This window comes from Bradyrhizobium sp. sBnM-33, from assembly GCF_032917945.1.
In the GTDB taxonomy this organism is placed as follows: Bacteria; Pseudomonadota; Alphaproteobacteria; order Rhizobiales; family Xanthobacteraceae; genus Bradyrhizobium.
The window spans coordinates 3,131,896-3,148,066 of sequence record NZ_CP136624.1 but is presented as its reverse complement, the minus strand read 5'-3'; the positions used below and the strand labels follow the sequence as shown (position 1 = coordinate 3,148,066).

At 63.5% G+C, this 16,171-nt stretch carries 12 protein-coding genes; 2 read left to right on the top strand and 10 right to left on the bottom strand.

Translation table 11 applies throughout. The features are described from left to right. Positions 1-8 precede the first annotated feature (8 nt). Positions 9-2,708, top strand: a complete 2,700-nt coding sequence (locus RX328_RS14530; protein ID WP_213252255.1) for a DUF2339 domain-containing protein — start codon at positions 9-11, stop codon at positions 2,706-2,708. An 8-nt stretch (positions 2,709-2,716) separates the two neighbouring features. Here RX328_RS14530 and RX328_RS14525 read toward each other — a convergent pair whose 3' ends face one another. From RX328_RS14525 to RX328_RS14495, 7 genes are all read right to left on the bottom strand, one after another. Beyond that, complete coding sequence (locus tag RX328_RS14525) at positions 2,717-2,950, bottom strand: DUF6894 family protein (protein WP_213252254.1); 234 nt, start codon at positions 2,948-2,950, stop codon at positions 2,717-2,719. Between the two features lie 206 nt (positions 2,951-3,156). Beyond that, positions 3,157-3,771 (bottom strand): hypothetical protein, encoded by a 615-nt coding sequence (locus tag RX328_RS14520; RefSeq protein ID WP_213252253.1) that lies wholly within the window; start codon positions 3,769-3,771, stop codon positions 3,157-3,159. A gap of 107 nt (positions 3,772-3,878) precedes the next feature. Continuing rightward, positions 3,879-4,865, bottom strand: a complete 987-nt coding sequence (locus RX328_RS14515; RefSeq protein ID WP_213252252.1) for an MDR family oxidoreductase — start codon at positions 4,863-4,865, stop codon at positions 3,879-3,881. A gap of 43 nt (positions 4,866-4,908) precedes the next feature. Beyond that, positions 4,909-6,156 carry an MFS transporter gene (locus RX328_RS14510; protein ID WP_213252251.1) on the bottom strand — a complete coding sequence of 416 codons (1,248 nt, stop codon included), beginning with the start codon at positions 6,154-6,156 and terminating at the stop codon, positions 4,909-4,911. 321 nt (positions 6,157-6,477) lie between these two features. Continuing rightward, on the bottom strand, positions 6,478-7,902 hold the full coding sequence (locus RX328_RS14505; RefSeq protein WP_213252250.1) for a cell wall hydrolase: 1,425 nt from the start codon (positions 7,900-7,902) through the stop codon (positions 6,478-6,480). A 490-nt stretch (positions 7,903-8,392) separates the two neighbouring features. Then, complete coding sequence (ppdK, locus tag RX328_RS14500; protein ID WP_213252249.1) at positions 8,393-11,263, bottom strand: pyruvate, phosphate dikinase; 2,871 nt, start codon at positions 11,261-11,263, stop codon at positions 8,393-8,395. Positions 11,264-11,353: 90 nt separating this feature from the next. Next, complete coding sequence (locus RX328_RS14495; protein WP_213252248.1) at positions 11,354-11,509, bottom strand: DUF3096 domain-containing protein; 156 nt, start codon at positions 11,507-11,509, stop codon at positions 11,354-11,356. A 242-nt stretch (positions 11,510-11,751) separates the two neighbouring features. Here RX328_RS14495 and RX328_RS14490 point away from each other — a divergent pair, with 242 nt between their 5' ends. Continuing rightward, positions 11,752-12,114, top strand: a complete 363-nt coding sequence (locus RX328_RS14490) for a DUF1236 domain-containing protein (RefSeq protein WP_213252247.1) — start codon at positions 11,752-11,754, stop codon at positions 12,112-12,114. 283 nt (positions 12,115-12,397) lie between these two features. Here RX328_RS14490 and RX328_RS14485 read toward each other — a convergent pair whose 3' ends face one another. The 3 genes from RX328_RS14485 to RX328_RS14475 are packed head-to-tail and all read right to left on the bottom strand — an operon-like array spanning position 12,398 to position 16,134. Next, positions 12,398-13,000: a class I SAM-dependent methyltransferase gene (locus RX328_RS14485; protein ID WP_213252246.1), complete on the bottom strand. Its 603-nt coding sequence runs from the start codon at positions 12,998-13,000 to the stop codon at positions 12,398-12,400. 3 nt (positions 13,001-13,003) lie between these two features. Beyond that, the gene (gene glyS / locus RX328_RS14480; RefSeq protein ID WP_213252245.1) at positions 13,004-15,199 is read right to left on the bottom strand and encodes a glycine--tRNA ligase subunit beta; all 2,196 of its coding nucleotides are present in this window, start codon (positions 15,197-15,199) and stop codon (positions 13,004-13,006) included. After that, complete coding sequence (locus RX328_RS14475) at positions 15,199-16,134, bottom strand: glycine--tRNA ligase subunit alpha (RefSeq protein WP_213252244.1); 936 nt, start codon at positions 16,132-16,134, stop codon at positions 15,199-15,201. The genes glyS and RX328_RS14475 overlap by 1 nt, the downstream gene beginning before the upstream one ends. Between the last annotated feature and the right edge of the window lie 37 nt (positions 16,135-16,171).

The following is a 16,171-nucleotide window of genomic DNA, read 5'->3' as shown; positions in this document are numbered from 1 at the left end:
GAGGCCCGATGTTCGACGACCCCTTCGCTTTCTTTTCGCTTGTGATCGCGATCGTCGCCCTGATCTTCGCGCGGAAGGCCATGAATGAGGTGGCGGAGTTACGTCAGCGCCTGGAGGCGATGCAGGCCACGCCGGCGGGCGCCGCTGCAGCCGTGCCTCCGCCCCTCACACCATTCGAAGCCTTCGAGCAAAGCCTGCCACCAGCTCCGAGCGGGGCCACACCGACGCCTCCGCCGATCGTTCCCGAGGCGGAATCCACCGCGTCTACTGCCACCCCTGAGGCGGCTGGGCAAGCCGCCGACGGGGCGCCGCCGCCTCCATTACCGCCGACCGATCGCGGCTTCGAGGAAACCGTCGGCACGCGCTGGGTGGTGTGGATCGGCGGCCTGACGCTGGCGCTCGGCGGATTCTTCATGGTGCGCTATTCGATCGAAGCCGGTTTGCTCGGCCCCGGCGTGCGCACCATCCTCGGCGGCCTGTTCGCGCTCGCCTTGCTGCTTGCGGGCGAATGGACGCGGCGCAAGGAAAGCATTTCCACGATCGACGCGCTGCCGATCGCCAATATCCCGGCCATTCTCACCGCCGCCGGAACGGCGGTCGCATTTGCCACGGTTTATGCAGCCTATGCGCTGTACGGCTTCCTGGTGCCGGCGACCGCGTTCATCCTGCTCGGGCTGGTAGCGCTGGGCACGCTGGCCGCGGCGCTGCTGCATGGCCCGGCGCTGGCCGGCCTCGGTGTGGTCGGCGCCTTTGTGACGCCGGTCCTGGTCTCGTCCGACAAGCCGGACTTTTGGGCGCTCTATATCTATCTCGCAATCGTCACTGCGGCGGCCTTCGGTCTGGCGCGCGTCAGGCTGTGGCGTTGGCTCGCGGTCACCACGATCGTTTTCGCATTGCTGTGGACGTTCCCTTGCCTGCAATGCGGCCCCTCGATGGTGGGACCGCATGCGTTCCACGTGCTCGCCGGCTTCATTCTCGCCGCGCTACTCGTGGTGTGCGGCTTCATGTTCGGCCCGCCTGCGGAGGAAGGCCAGATCGAGCCGATCTCGTCCGGCTCGCTTGCGGCCTATCTGCTCGGCGCGACCTTGATCGTGTTGAACAGTTCTCATGCCGACACCGCGATGATCGTGTTCGGCCTGCTGGTGGCGGGCAGCCTTGCGGTTGCTTGGCGCAGCGATGCCGCCGCGGGTGCCGTCGGCGCCGCTGCTGCGTTGGTCTTCGTCGTGTTCGCCGAATGGGCCATTCGCGCCAATCCCGACATGCTGGTGCTGCCCGGCGGCCCGTTGCAAGGCATCGGACCGACCGCCACGGACGGATCAGTGTCGCTCCATCTGATCTCGGCCGCGATCTTCGCCGCAGGCTTTGGCGTGGCGGGATTTTTCGCGCAGGGCCGTTCGACAGGGCCGATCATACCGGTGATCTGGTCGGCCGCGGCCGTGTTCACGCCGCTGGCACTGCTGGTCGCACTCTACGCCCGCATCGCGCATCTCGACCGCTCGATTCCGTTTGCAGTCCTCGCGGTGATGCTCGCCGCCGCTTATGCTGCCGCGACGGAGATACTCGCTAGGCGCGAGGATCGTCCGGGACTACAAGCCTCGATCGCGCTGTTTGCGACCGGCACCCTCGCAGCGCTGGCGCTGGCGCTGACCTTTGCGCTGGAAAAAGGCTGGCTGACGATCGCCCTGGCGCTGATGTCGGCAGGCACTGCCTGGATCTCAACGCAGCGGCCGATTCCGTTCCTGCGCACGCTCGCGGCCGTCCTCGCGGGCATCGTGGTGCTGCGCATCGGCTACGAGCCACGCATCGTCGGCCAGGCCGTCGGCACCACGCCGATCTTCAACTGGCTATTGTGGGGCTATGGCATTCCGGCGGCATCGTTCTGGGCAGGCAGCATCTTGCTTCGTCGCGGCGGCGATGACGGGCCACTGCGCACGGTGGAAGCGGCGGCGATCCTGTTCACGGTGCTGCTGGCGTTCATGGAAATCCGCCACGCCGTCAATAATGGCGATGTGTACCGGCAGAGCGCCGGTCTCACCGAAGTGGCATTGCAGGTCTGCGTCGCGCTCGCCTTGGCGATCGGGCTGGAGCGGCTACGCGTCCGCACCGGCAGCGTCATTCACAATGCCGGCGCGATCCTGCTGACGGCCTTTGCCGGCCTCGCGACATTGTTCGGGCTGTTGCTGCTCGAAAACCCGATGCTCCAATGGATCGATGTCGGCGGCATCGTCATCAACTTGCTGCTGCTCGGTTACGCCCTGCCCGCGGTGCTCGCGCTGCTATTGTCCTATGCCGTCGCGGGCCGCCGTCCGGTCGCCTACGCCAACACGATCGCAGGGGCAGCGCTCGTTCTGGCACTGGCCTATGTAACGTTCGAGATCAGGCGCATCTATCACGGCCCGGTGATTGCGGCCGGCCCGACCACCGGCGCCGAACAGTACACCTACTCGATTGCGTATCTCGCGTTCGGCGTCGTGCTGCTCGGCATCGGCATTCTCTTCAACTCGCAGCGCGCGCGGCTGGCGTCCGCGGTGGTGATCGGACTGACGATCCTGAAAGCGTTCCTGATCGACATGTCGGCACTGACCGGCGTCTATCGCGCGCTGTCCTTCATGTGCCTCGGCCTGGTGCTGGTGGCGATCGGGTGGCTTTACCAGCGGATCCTGTTCCGCAGGCAAGCGGCAGTCCCGGCCGCGCCCACGGGAAGCTAAATTGTGAGCTAACCGACGGATTCGGCGACGAGGCGAATCCTGAACACGGGCTTTTTGGCTTCGTCCAAAAGCTCCATCTGCCATTCGGCGTTCTGTTTCAGGGTACGCGAAAGGCTGCCGAGAAGATTGCCGCAGACCTTGGTCATCTCGGCCCAGGCGGCTTCGCGGCTTTCGAACTCGGATCCCTGATCGGATGCGCCTGCGTAGCGACCGTGGCTGATCCGAAAAAAATACAGCGGCATGACTGATCTCATGTGTTGGGGCCGCCTCCCGGCCTTCTCTGCCGGTCACCAGTTGGAACGAGATTCGCTACCAGGACATGAATGCGCCAGCCCGTATGACTACGGGTCGCGTTCGCCAACACGGTGGAATGGCAGGTGATCCACAGGTTGCGCGATGGTCTCCGAGGCGGCTTGTTTGCCGCCGGCCGCAGGTGCCATTGCCGCGATCAATCGGTCGAGCGGCGCAGCTCCGGGGCGCTCTCGGCCTTCGCGGGTTCGGGCTTTGCCTGCTCCGCCTTCTCGGATTTCACCGGCTCGAGTTTGGCGCTCTCGACCGCAGGCGTCTCGGCCCGCGCCGTTACTTCGGCGCGTGCATCGGTCGTCGCACGCGACGGCTCCTCCCGACGATGTAGCGAGCGCGGTCGCGCCACGGAGCGCGCCATCAGCATCTGAGAGGCGCCCTGATGGCGGAAATCGCAATAGGCAAAGCCCATACCGGAGACGGAGCCGCGGAATGAGCGATCGTCACGCTTGTCGAGATTGAAGCACGGCTCGAACGGCAGCCCTTTGATCGAAGCGCAAACGGCCTGGCCGCGAATCTGCAGCGTGTTGCCGGGCAGACGGACATGGCGGATCGGGCCCGAGCCGCTGAACTGGATGGAACCGGCTGCACCGAGATCGTCGAGAATGCGACCCGCCCCGCGGGTACCGTCAAAACAGGTGAAAGCGAAAACCTTGCCGCTCACGAACCTGCGCGCCTCGTCGGCATTCATCATCCCGGCCAGCGCAGGAACGATCATCGCACTGGCCGTGACGGCCCCCAGAACCAAACGCGCAAGCATGCAGCTACTCCAACTTAACAAGAGCGCGGGCGCCCGCCTTTACCCGCTGCTTACCATACCAACCGTGGCAACATTGGAGCAGGTTGGTTGGTAAAGTCTGAACACCGTTAGAGAATTTTTACCACGATTCGACCGCGGACCTTCCCTGCGAGGATTTCGGCGCCCGCGCCGATCACCTGGTCCAAACCTATTTCGTGAGTAATATCAGCTAGTTTTGCCTTGTCCAAATCGCTGGCGAGGCGGTTCCAGGCAAGTTTGCGCTGCTCGATCGGACACATCACCGAGTCGATGCCGAGAAGGCACACTCCGCGCAAAATAAACGGCGCGACCGAGGACGGCAGATCCATACCGGCGGCAAGGCCGCATGCGGCAATGGCTCCGCCATATTTGGTCATCGACAGCAGGTTGGCGAGCGTGGTCGATCCGACGCTGTCGACGCCGCCCGCCCAGCGTTCCTTCGCCAGGGGCTTGGCGGGACCGGCGAGTTCGGCGCGATCGATCACTTCGGCGGCGCCGAGGCCCTTGAGATAGTCGGCCTCCGACATCCGCCCGGTGGAGGCGATGACGTGGTAGCCGAGTTTCGAAAGCACGGCGGACGCGACCGAGCCGACGCCGCCGGCGGCGCCGGTCACCACGATGGGACCGCTCTTGGGCGTCAGTCCGTGTTTCTCCAGCGCCAGCACCGACAGCATCGCGGTGTAGCCGGCAGTACCGACCGCCATTGCGTCGCGTGTCGACATGCCATCGGGCAACCGCACCAGCCAGTCGCCCTTGACGCGCGCTTTTTTCGCATAGGCGCCAAGATGGGTCTCGCCCATGCCCCAGCCGTTGCAGACGACTTTGTCGCCGGTCTTCCACGCTGGATGTGAAGATTGTTCGACGGTGCCTGCGAAGTCGATGCCCGCGATCATCGGGAAACGCCGCACCACGGGAGCCTTGCCGGTGACGGCAAGACCATCCTTGTAGTTCAGCGTCGACCACTCGACCGCGACTGTGACGTCGCCTTCCATCAACTCTGCTTCGTCGAACTGCGTCAGCGCGGCGGTGGTGCCTTTGTCCGCCTTGTCGATCCTGATGGCCTTGAACGTTCCCACGGCAACCTCCCCGGACTTTTCTCTGTCGGGAGTGTTTACCGCATCAGGCGGGTTGTGCAACCGGGCGCGCGACCGGCTTCTCGACGATCGGCAGGTTGATCAGCGCCGACAATACGCCGAACAGGATCGAGAGCCACCAGATCGGCGTGTAGGAGCCGAACTGCTCGAACACGATGCCGCCGAGCCAGACGCCGAGGAAACCGCCGACCTGATGGCTGACGAAGGCAAAGCCGTACAGCGTTGCGAACCATTTTGTGCCGAACATCAGCGCCACCAGCGCCGAGGTCGGTGGCACCGTCGAGAGCCAGGTCAGGCCCGAGACCGCGCCGAACATGATCGCCGAGAACGTCGTGATCGGAAACGAGATGAACGCGACGATCGCCAGGGCACGGGTAAAATAGATCAGCGAGAGGATGTAACGTTTCGGATACTTGTTCTGCAGCCAGCCGACGCTGAGTGAGCCGATGATGTTGAACAGGCCGATCGCCGCGACGACCCACCCGCCGGTCTGCGACGAGACTCCGCGATCGGCGAGATAGGCCGGCAGATGCACGGTGATGAAGGCGAGCTGGAAGCCGCAGGTGAAGAAGCCGAGCACCAGGAGAACATAGGAGCGGTGGCCGAACGCCTCCGCCAGCGCGGTCTTGAACGATTGCTCGTCCCCGACAGGTTCCTTCGTCGACGTCGAGGGCGGCGTCGCGATCGCCAGCGACAGCGGCACGATCAGCAGCATCAGGAGCGCGAATACCGTCAGCGCCGCCTGCCAGCCGAAATTGTCGATCATCGCGACGCCGAACGGCGCGAACAGGAACTGGCCGAAGGACCCGGCCGCGGTGCCGGCGCCGAGCGCAATGCCGCGCTTCTCGACCGGCAACAGCTTGCTGAACGCCGACAGCACGAGATTGAACGAACAGCCTGAAAGACCGAAGCCGATCAGGACGCCGGCGCCGATATCGAGCGACAGCGGCGCCGTGGAATAACGCATCAGAAGCAGGCCGGCGGCATACAGCAAGGCGCCGACAATCATCACCCGCAGGATGCCGAAGCGATCGGCGATGGCACCCGCAATCGGCTGACCCAGTCCCCACAGCAGGTTCTGCAGTGCCAGCGCGAGGCCAAAAACGTCACGGCCCCAGGCGAATTCGCGGCTCATCGGCTGCACGAAGAAACCGAGGCTGGAGCGCGGGCCGAAGCTCAACAGCGCGATCGCGCAGCCGCAGATGATGATGACGAGCGGCGTGCGCCAGGTGCCGAGGCCGGAGGATGGACGAAGGTCGGTCGTTACAGCCATTTGCTTCCCCCTGGACCAGTCGGCGCCCGGGACGGCCGGACGAAACATTACGGTGAGTTAATGCAGTTGCATGAAAACCCCAAGAGGGCGGAAGAGAAAAATTTTCCGCTGCAGGGCAGCTCTGCAAAATTGTCGAGGGCAATGAGTGCAATTTCGAAGCGCGCTCGCCCACGATGGTGGAGCCGTAGCCCGGATGGAGCCAACGGGTCGCGCGAATGCGCGCCCGATGACAGGCTCCGCGCAATCCGGGGGCGATGCCACACGCGGATCATCCGGTCCCGGATTTCGCTTCGCTCCATCCAGGCTACAGGATCGACGTTGTTACCGCTTCGCGCTTGTCTGCTCGGCCGAGCTTTGCGCGGCTTCCGCGAGCTTGGCGGAGATCGCCGCGGTCTCGGCGGGAGTGCCCCAACTCGGCGCGTCGCTGCCATTGCCCCAGGCGCGTGGCCGGTAGAAGGTATGCACGCCGAACTTGTGCATCTTCTTCATTTCATTGACCCAAGACGGCCGCACCCAATAGGCGTGGTAGTGTGTCGACTTGTCGACTTCCGGCAGCCAGAGCTGGCCGTCGAGCATCGCCTTTGCGATTTTTTTTGCCCGCTCCCACATGTCGAGCTCGCGGATGACGTCCTTGTTGTTATCGCAGGCGAAGGTGAACTGGCATGCCAGATGGCGATGCTTGTTCTGGTAGACCACGCCGCACACGGTTTCGGGATATTTGCCGGAGAAGGCGCGGTTCAAAACCACCTGCGCCACGGCGATCTGGCCTCGCACTGCTTCGCCGCGGGCCTCAAAGTAGATCGCTTCAGCCAGGCACTTTTCCGACTTGACGCGCGACTTCTCGTCGAACAGGCCGAGGCGTTCGGCCGGCGTCTTGGCGCGCTGGTTGTCGGCGTTGACCTCGCCCTTCGGCGCGACGCTCTCGCCCATCTCGCCGGCGCGCACCGGGCCATCGGCATCGACGGGCAGCGAGGCCATCACCTTCATTTCGGGATCCGCATGCGCTGGTGGCATGACGATGACGGGCTCTTCGCCGGGCTGCCAGCGTTCGATGCTCTCGGGCGAGCCGAGCGAGGAGCCAAAGAAAAGATTCGAGGTCTGGAAGGAGAAGCCATCGCGCGGCGGCGTAGCGGCTTGCGGCGCGACCTTGAGATCCTCCTGCGGTTTGCTCTCCAGCGACAGCGACATATCCAGTGGCGGCGCGTTCAGCGCGGCCTGCAGCTCGGGATCGAGCGGTGCGCGCTCGGCCGACGGCGGCGTCTCAGCGGTCTTGGCGCCCTTGACCGATGCATTGGAATTTGCAGGATCCTCGATCGCCGGCGCTCGATCGGCTGGGCGCGCCGTCTCCGCTGCCGGCGGCGCGATGATAAGGCGGTCGCCCTTCAATGTGCGGTCAACCTTGGGGAAATCGGCGGCGTGATAGCGCGGCGGTGGAGCGACCACGGGATTGCGCGTCACTGAACCCGTGATGTCGATGCCCTGAGTGTCGAGGCTTGCGAGACGGTAAGTCGCGGTTTGCGGCGACGAGGTTCCGATCGGGCGGCCGAAGGAGAACGTCGCGACCTGGATGGTGCCGGCGGAAGAAAATACGCGCTTTTGCCAGCGCTCGGCGACGCCCGGCTGGCGGGCCAGCAGCGAGGCGATGTCCTGATATCCGATCTCGGTCGGCATCAATGCGAAGATGCAGAGACCGAGACCGAAGGACGCGAACCGCGCGCCCTTCGGCTGGTTACGCAACACAAACATTGTACGCTCACGCAACGCTTACACGATCGAACGTCAGTACATCCGTGCAATTCGACCTTTTTTGTTGGTATCGAATTTAGGTTGCCGGGGAGTTAATCGACGTGGCGTGCGTGCTACACGCAAGAGATCGCGCGGATTCGCCGATTGCATGAGAAGTGTTGGTAAACGGCCGCTCGCTGAAAGTGGTAAATATCCCGTCAACGAAGATGATGAAGAAAAATCGTGCCCTGCGAATATGGGAACTCGTGTACGCGGAGGGCGGGCCACTTTGGCGACTTCAAGGCAAATTCCCTCGGCGTCATTGCGAGCGAAGCGAAGCAATCCATAGCGCGGCATAAGGGATAGATGGATTGCTTCGTCCGCTTCGCTCCTCGCAATGACGGCCGAAACAGTTCTCCCGATGAATGATCACTTCCACGTACACAGAAACACAAATGCCCGGGACAAGCCCGGGCATCGGAGATCTTGATCGATGGGTAGAAGGCGAGGCCTACGCCTGGCTTGCAACCGTCTTGCCGAGCGCGGCCTGCGCGGCGGCAAGCCGTGCGATCGGCACGCGGTACGGCGAGCAGGAGACGTAGTCGAGCCCGATCTCGTGGCAGAACGCCACCGAAGCGGGATCGCCGCCGTGCTCGCCGCAAATGCCGACCTTCAGGCCGGGCCGTGTCTTGCGACCACGAGTGACGCCGATCTTCACCAGTTCGCCCACACCATCGCGATCGACCGAGATGAACGGATCGATCTCGAGAATTCCCTTGCTGACATAGGTGCCGAGGAAACTCGCGGCGTCGTCACGGCTGATGCCGTAGGTCGTCTGGGTCAGGTCGTTGGTGCCGAACGAGAAGAACTCCGCGGTCTGGGCGACATCGCCGGCCAGCAGGCACGCACGCGGCAACTCGATCATCGTACCAACTTGATAAGCGAGCTTCTTGCCGGTCTCCTTCATCACCGACTGCGCGGTGGCGTCGATCCGGGCCTTGACCAGGTCGAACTCGGCCTTGGTCGCGATCAGCGGCACCATCACCTCGAGGCCGACGGCTTCGTCAGTGCGCTTCTCGGCTTCTACCGCCGCTTCAAAGATCGCGCGCGCCTGCATTTCGGCGATCTCGGGATAGGCGATCGCAAGACGGCAGCCGCGGAAGCCCAGCATCGGGTTGAACTCGGCGAGATCGCGGGCGCGATCGGCGAGCTTGCGCGGATCGGTGTTCATCGCGCGTGCGACTTCCTCGATCTCGGCCTGGGTGTGCGGCAGGAATTCATGCAGCGGCGGATCGAGCAGGCGGATCGTGACGGGCAGGCCCTTCATGATCTCGAACAGCTCGACGAAATCGGCGCGCTGCATCGGCAACAGTTTTGACAGCGCCGCACGTCGCGACTGTTCGTCTTCGGAAAGGATCATCTCGCGCACCGTGCGGATACGGGTTTCCTCGAAGAACATGTGCTCGGTGCGGCACAGCCCGATGCCTTCGGCGCCGAACTTCACGGCCGTGCGCGCATCGTCCGGCGTGTCGCCGTTGACGCGAACGCCGAGCTTGCGGACGGCATCGGCCCAGCCCATCAGCGTGCCGAATTCACCGGACAGCTTCGGCTCAATCATCGGCATCTTGCCGGCCAGCACCTGGCCGAGCGAGCCGTCGATAGTGATGACGTCGCCGGTCTTGAAGGTGCGGGAGCCCACACTCATCGTGCCGCGGCCATAGTCGACGCGAATGGCGCCGCAGCCGGAGACGCAGGGCTTGCCCATGCCGCGCGCGACCACCGCGGCGTGCGAAGTCATGCCGCCACGGGTGGTCAAAATACCTTCGGCGGCGTGCATGCCGTGAATGTCTTCCGGACTGGTCTCGACGCGCACCAGAATGACGCTGCGGCCATCGGCCTGAAGTTTTGCGGCTTCATCTGATGAGAACACAATCTCGCCGGATGCGGCGCCCGGCGAGGCCGGCAGGCCGGTCGCGATCACGTCGCGCTTGGCCTGGGGATCGATGGTCGGATGCAGCAATTGATCCAGCGAAGCCGGATCGATCCGCATCACCGCGTCCTTCTTCGAGATCAGGCCTTCATTGGCGAGCTCGACCGCGATGCGCAGCGCAGCCTTCGCGGTGCGCTTGCCGCTGCGGGTCTGCAGCATCCACAACTTACCCTGCTCGACCGTGAACTCCATGTCCTGCATGTCGCGATAATGCTTTTCGAGCAGCGTGTAGAACCGCGTCAGTTCCTTAAAGGCGTCCGGCATCGCGCTTTCCATTGACGGCTTGTCGGAACCGGATTCCTGGCGGGCTTCCTCGGTGATGTCCTGCGGCGTGCGGATGCCCGCCACAACGTCCTCCCCCTGCGCGTTGATCAGGAATTCGCCGTACAGCTTGCTCTCGCCGGTAGAGGGATTGCGCGTGAACGCAACACCGGTCGCAGACGTTTCGCCCATATTGCCGAACACCATGGCCTGCACGTTGACCGCGGTGCCCCAGGATTCCGGAATGTCGTGCAGACGGCGATAGGTCACCGCGCGCGCGTTCATCCAGGATGAGAACACCGCGCCGATCGCGCCCCACAATTGCTCGTGCGGGTCCTGCGGGAAATCCTTGCCGGTCTCGCGCGCCACCGCTTCCTTGTACTTGCCGACCAGTTCGACCCAGTCGTCGCCGGTGAGATCGGTGTCGAGCGTGTAGCCCTGGCTGTCCTTGAAGGTGTCGAGAATGTCCTCGAAGTGATGATGCTCAAAGCCAAGCACCACGTCCGAATACATCGTGATGAAGCGGCGATAGCTGTCATAGGCAAAGCGGCGATCGCCGGAGAGCTCGGCGAGCGCTTCGACCGTTTTGTCGTTGAGGCCGAGATTGAGCACGGTGTCCATCATGCCTGGCATCGAGGCGCGACCGCCGGAGCGGACCGACACCAGCAGCGGATTTTTCGAGTCGCCGAATGCCTTGCCGGTCAGCTTGCCGACATACTCGAGCGCCTTCTCGACTTGCCCCTGAAGTGCGGGCGGATAGGTTTTGTCATGCGCGTAGAAATAGGTGCAGACCGAGGTCGGAATGGTGAAGCCCGGGGGCACCGGCAGGCCGAGATTGGCCATCTCGGCGAGGTTGGCGCCCTTGCCGCCGAGCAGATCGCGCAGGCCCGCTTTGCCCTCCGCCTTGCCGTCCCCGAAGGTATAGACCCACTTGCCGGACTTTACCGCCTCGGCGGCAGGCTTGCGGACGGCAGCCTTCTTGGCCGCGACCTTGGCGACCGGCTTGGCCGGTGCCTTCTTCAGCGCTTTGCGGGCCGAAGCCTGCGGCGCGGCCTTGGGCCGGGCAGATGGCTTTGATTTCGCTACAGATTTCACTGCAGCCTTCTTGGACTTCGCGACGGCTTTGGCCATGGATTCCAACTATCCGAAAAAGGGAAGAAGATTGCGCGCCTTACACCATTTTGAGGGGTTCCGCGCAAGCCGCGAAACCCGCTTCCAGCGCTAGAACTTGAACATCTTGAACACGCCGAGGCCGGCCAGACCGACCACGATCAAGTAGATAGCAACGATGAAATTCAGGAACCGCGGCATAATCAGAATCAAGATTCCCGCGATCAGAGCGACGATCGGGGAAATGTGCGCAGCGGTGATGGTCATTGAAATCTCCGGGGGTGACGAGATGCGGGGAATCGAATCGAGGCTGGCAACCTAACCGCTGGCGCGGTTTGGGAATAGCAAGACGCCTAACCACTTCAAAGGGTTCCAGCCTCCGCAACAATTCCCCAGAAATGCCGCGGATGAGGCCGCGCTTTTTCCGGAACAATGCCGCGTGCGATGAATTGGCCCCGCATTGTGCGTGCTGGCGGATGCCGGCGCCTCTTCTCGCGAAGGAGTTGACCATGCGGAACAGACTAATTGCCATTGCGGCGATCGCGGGCGCGATCGCCGTCCCGATCGCGGCTCAGGCGCAGACCTCGATCACCACCGGCACAGCCGGCGGCAGCACCGTCGTCATCGGTGAACATGAGGGCATCGCGGCTGACGTGCGTCCGGCCTTCCGCGAATACATCGTGCGTGAACGCGTGCCCAACTATACGATCTCCGAGCGTGTAACGGTTGGCACCGTGCTGCCGGAAACCGGCGTGACCTACTACGACGTGCCGCAATCGTTCGGGGTGACGCCCTATCGTTACACCGTGGTGAACGGCCAGACGATCTTGGTCGAACCGCGTTCGCGTCGCATCGTTCAGGTGGTCGATTGACCTTCAGTAGCCTGAACGAGTGGTCCGGGCGCCGCGCAAGCGGATGTGCGCGAGATACGACCGGACAAAAGCCCCGCCCGGCGTCCCCTCCGGGCGGGGTCTTTTGCGCAGGTGGCTGACGTGTGCAGTCCGACTGCGTAGAACCCCTCACTCATGGTGAGGAGGCGCTTTAGCGCCGTCTCGAACTACGAGGCCGCGCTGGTGCCATTCATTCTTCGAGACGCGCGAAGACGCGCTCCTCAGGATGAGGTCCGGCAGGAGTGGGCATCGCAGATGCCGACCATTATTCCCTGATTTCCAATCCAGGCTTCTTCACCACCAGCCGGTGAATCTTCTTTCCCGATGAGGCGCTGACGATCTCTTCGTCGAGCAATACAGTCGCGGCCTTCAGCTCCGCCTGCACGACGGCCGGATCGAACGCGGCGTAAAGCCGTCCCTGCGCGTCGCGCTGATCGGCGCCCTCGGTGACGCGCCAGCTCAGATAGAGAATGCCGCTGGGCTTGACGATATCGAGCAGACGGCGGACCGACGCCGCGATCTCCTTGCGGTCGAGATGCATGATCACGGTTTCGCACAGCACGTTATCGAACGTGCCGATGCCGCGCAGATCGGGCAATTCGGCATGTGCGAACTTACACGATGGATAGCGCCGGCGCGCTTCGTTGAGCAGGCCCTCCGAGGCATCGAAGCCCACCGCCGAAAAGCCGTGGGTGTGAAGCCAGGCGACCTCGCGGCCGCAGCCGCAGCCGATATCGGCCGAATTGCCGCCGCGCACAAAAAATCGTTCGACGACTTCCTGCAGGTCGACGGGCGCCGGCTGACCGAGCCAGTCCTTCGCGAACGCCGCCGCATCCTGGTCATAGGCGGCGAGCGTCTGACGATCCATGGTCTAGCCTTCGATCCTGGAAAAATCCGCCACCGCGCGGGTCGCCGCACGGATTTCGTTCAAGAGTTTTAGTCGATTCTCGCGCACCTTGGGTTCATCGTCATTGACCTTGACCTTGTCGAAGAACGCATCGACGGCCGGGCGCAGCTTCGCCATCGCGCTCATCGCGGCTGCGAAGTCTTCCTTCTGCACTGCGGCTCCGGCCTCGCTCTTGACCTGGTCGATCGCCTTGGCGAGGGCCTTTTCTTCTGCAAGCGCGTAGAGCCCGGCATCCGGCGCACCATCGAACGTGCGCTTGTCCCTTTTCTCCTCGATCGAGAGGATGTTACTCGCGCGTTTGGTCCCTGCAAGCAGGTTCTTGCCGTCGTCGGTGTCGAGGAACTTGCCGAGCGCCTCGACGCGGCGGACGACCAGCAGAAGGTCGTCCTGCCCACCGAGCGAGAACACGGCGTCGACGAGATCGTGACGCGCGCCCTGGTCGCGAAGCTGGACTTTCAGGCGGTCGGCGAAGAAGGAGATCAGATCACCGATCAGCGCTGGTAATTGGTCGCCGGATGACGTCGTCCCACGTTTTCGCAGGAAGTCCGATCCCCGGGTCGGATCGCGCATCGCCTCAACAATATTTTCAAACCGGGCTTCCGAGCCGCGCATGATGTGCAGCGCGATTGACCACTCCAGAATCGTCGTGAGGGATAGTCGCCTGCCCTGCTCCAGCAAGATCCGTATCACGCCCAAGGCCGCCCGCCGCAACGCGTACGGATCCTTCGATCCTGTCGGCTTCTCCTCGATCGTCCAGAAGCCGACAAGCGTGTCGATCTTGTCGGCCAGCGCGACCGCCACGCTCACCGGATCGGTGGGAACGCGATCGGCGGGGCCTTGCGGCTTGTAATGCTCCTCGCTCGCCGCGGCGACGGATGTGTCTTGGCCTTGCGCCTGCGCATAGTACTTCCCCATCAGGCCCTGCAGTTCGGGGAATTCGCCGACGACTTCGGTCAACAGGTCGGCTTTTGCCAGATGCGCCGCTCGCTTCGCCTTCGCGACGTCGGCGCCGACCAGCGGCGCGATCTCCGCGGCTAGTCGCTCGATGCGCTTGATCCGCTCCGCCTGGGTGCCGAGCTTCTCGTGGAAGACGATCTGGTCGAACTTCTTCAGGCGGTCTTCCAGCTTCGTCTTCAGGTCGGTCTCGTAGAAGAATTTTGCGTCCGATAGCCGCGCGCGGATCACGCGCTCGTTGCCGGCAACGATCACCTTGCCGCCGTCGGTGGCCTCGATATTGGCGGTCAGGATGAACTTGTTGGCGAGCTTCCCGGTCTTGGGATCGCGCACCACAAAGCATTTCTGGTTGTTGCGGATGGTGGCGCGGATCACCTCGTCCGGGATTGAGAGGAATTCCTTGTCGAACGATCCCATCAGCGCCACCGGCCACTCCACGAGGCCGGCGACCTCGTCCGCCAGCACCTGATCCTCGACCAACTCAAATCCTTGTGCGAATGCCAGCTCCTTCGCATCGGCGAGGATGATGTCCTTGCGCGCCTGCGGGTCGAGAACGACTTTCGCCGCCTTCAGCTTGGCTTCGTAATCCGCGAAGCGGCGCACCGAGATCGCCGACGGCGCCATGAAGCGGTGGCCGAACGTGGTCTGCCCGGCCTCGATGCCTTCGACGGAAAACTTCACCACGTCGGGCTCTTCGGTCTCAAGCCCAAAGGTCGCGACGATCGAATGCAGCGGCCGCACCCAAGAGAGCGAGCCCGATTTGGTCGAACGCGCGCCCCAGCGCATCGATTTCGGCCACGGGAAGGTTCGGATGATGACCGGCAGAATTTCGGCGAGCACGTCGATCGTGGCGCGGCCCGGCTTTTCGATCAGGGCGATGTAGAAGTCGCCCTTCTTCGGGTCGGTCTGGATCTTGGCATCCTCGATGCGGGCAAGGCTGGTGGCCTTCAGGAATCCCTGAATCGCTGCATCGGGGCCGCCGACGCGTGGGCCGCGGCGCTCCTCCTTCAAATCGGATTGCCGCACCGGAATGCCGTGTACGGTTAACGCCAGTCGCCGCGGCGTCGCGAACGCCTTCGCGCCCTCGTAAACCAAGCCCTCGGCGACCAGTCTGTCGGTCACCATGCGGCGCAGATCGTCCGCCGCCTTCGCCTGCATGCGCGCGGGGATTTCTTCGGAAAATAGTTCCAACAGAAGATCAGGCATCAGACCGCCCTGCCCGCTTCGGTGTGAACCCAGGCTTCGCCGCAGGCCTTTGCCAGCTCGCGCACGCGCATGATGTAGCTCTGCCGCTCCGTCACCGAGATCACGCCGCGAGCATCGAGCAGGTTGAAGACATGGCTCGCCTTGATGCACTGGTCATAGGCCGGCAGCGCCATCAGATGCTCTTTCTGATTACCGCCCTCCTTCCACCCGGCCGCGAGATACTTCTTGCAAGCGTCTTCGGCCATCTTGAACTGCTCGAACAGCATCGCCGTATCAGCATGCTCGAAATTGTGCCGGGAATATTCCTGCTCGGCCTGCAGGAAGACATCGCCATAGGTGACCTTGTCGGGGCCGTCGCGGCCGTTGAAGTTGAGATCGTAGACGCGGTCGACGCCCTGCACATACATCGCAAGTCGCTCGAGCCCGTAGGTGAGCTCGCCGGAAACGGGCGCGCATTCGACGCCCGCGACCTGCTGGAAATAGGTGAACTGGCTGACTTCCATGCCGTCGCACCAGCACTCCCAGCCCAGCCCCCAGGCGCCGAGCGTCGGGCTCTCCCAATCGTCCTCGACGAAGCGGATGTCATGGACGCTGGAGTCGATACCGATCGCGGCCAGCGACTTCAGGTACAGGTCCTGAAGGTTCGGCGGCGACGGCTTCATAATCACCTGAAACTGGTAATAGTGCTGCATCCGGTTGGGGTTCTCGCCGTAGCGGCCGTCCTTCGGCCGGCGCGAGGGCTGCACATAGGCCGCGTTCCAGCGCTTCGGCCCCAGCGCGCGCAGCGTCGTCGCCGGATGGAAGGTGCCTGCGCCCATTTCCATGTCATAGGGCTGCAGGATCACGCAGCCCTGCTCCGCCCAGAACCGCTGGAGAGCAAGGATGAAGCCCTGGAACGAACGTTCCGGGCGCATATGGGCAGGGAGTGCGTCCATCGGCAGAATCGGTCTCGCGAGGGGGATTAAGAGCGCG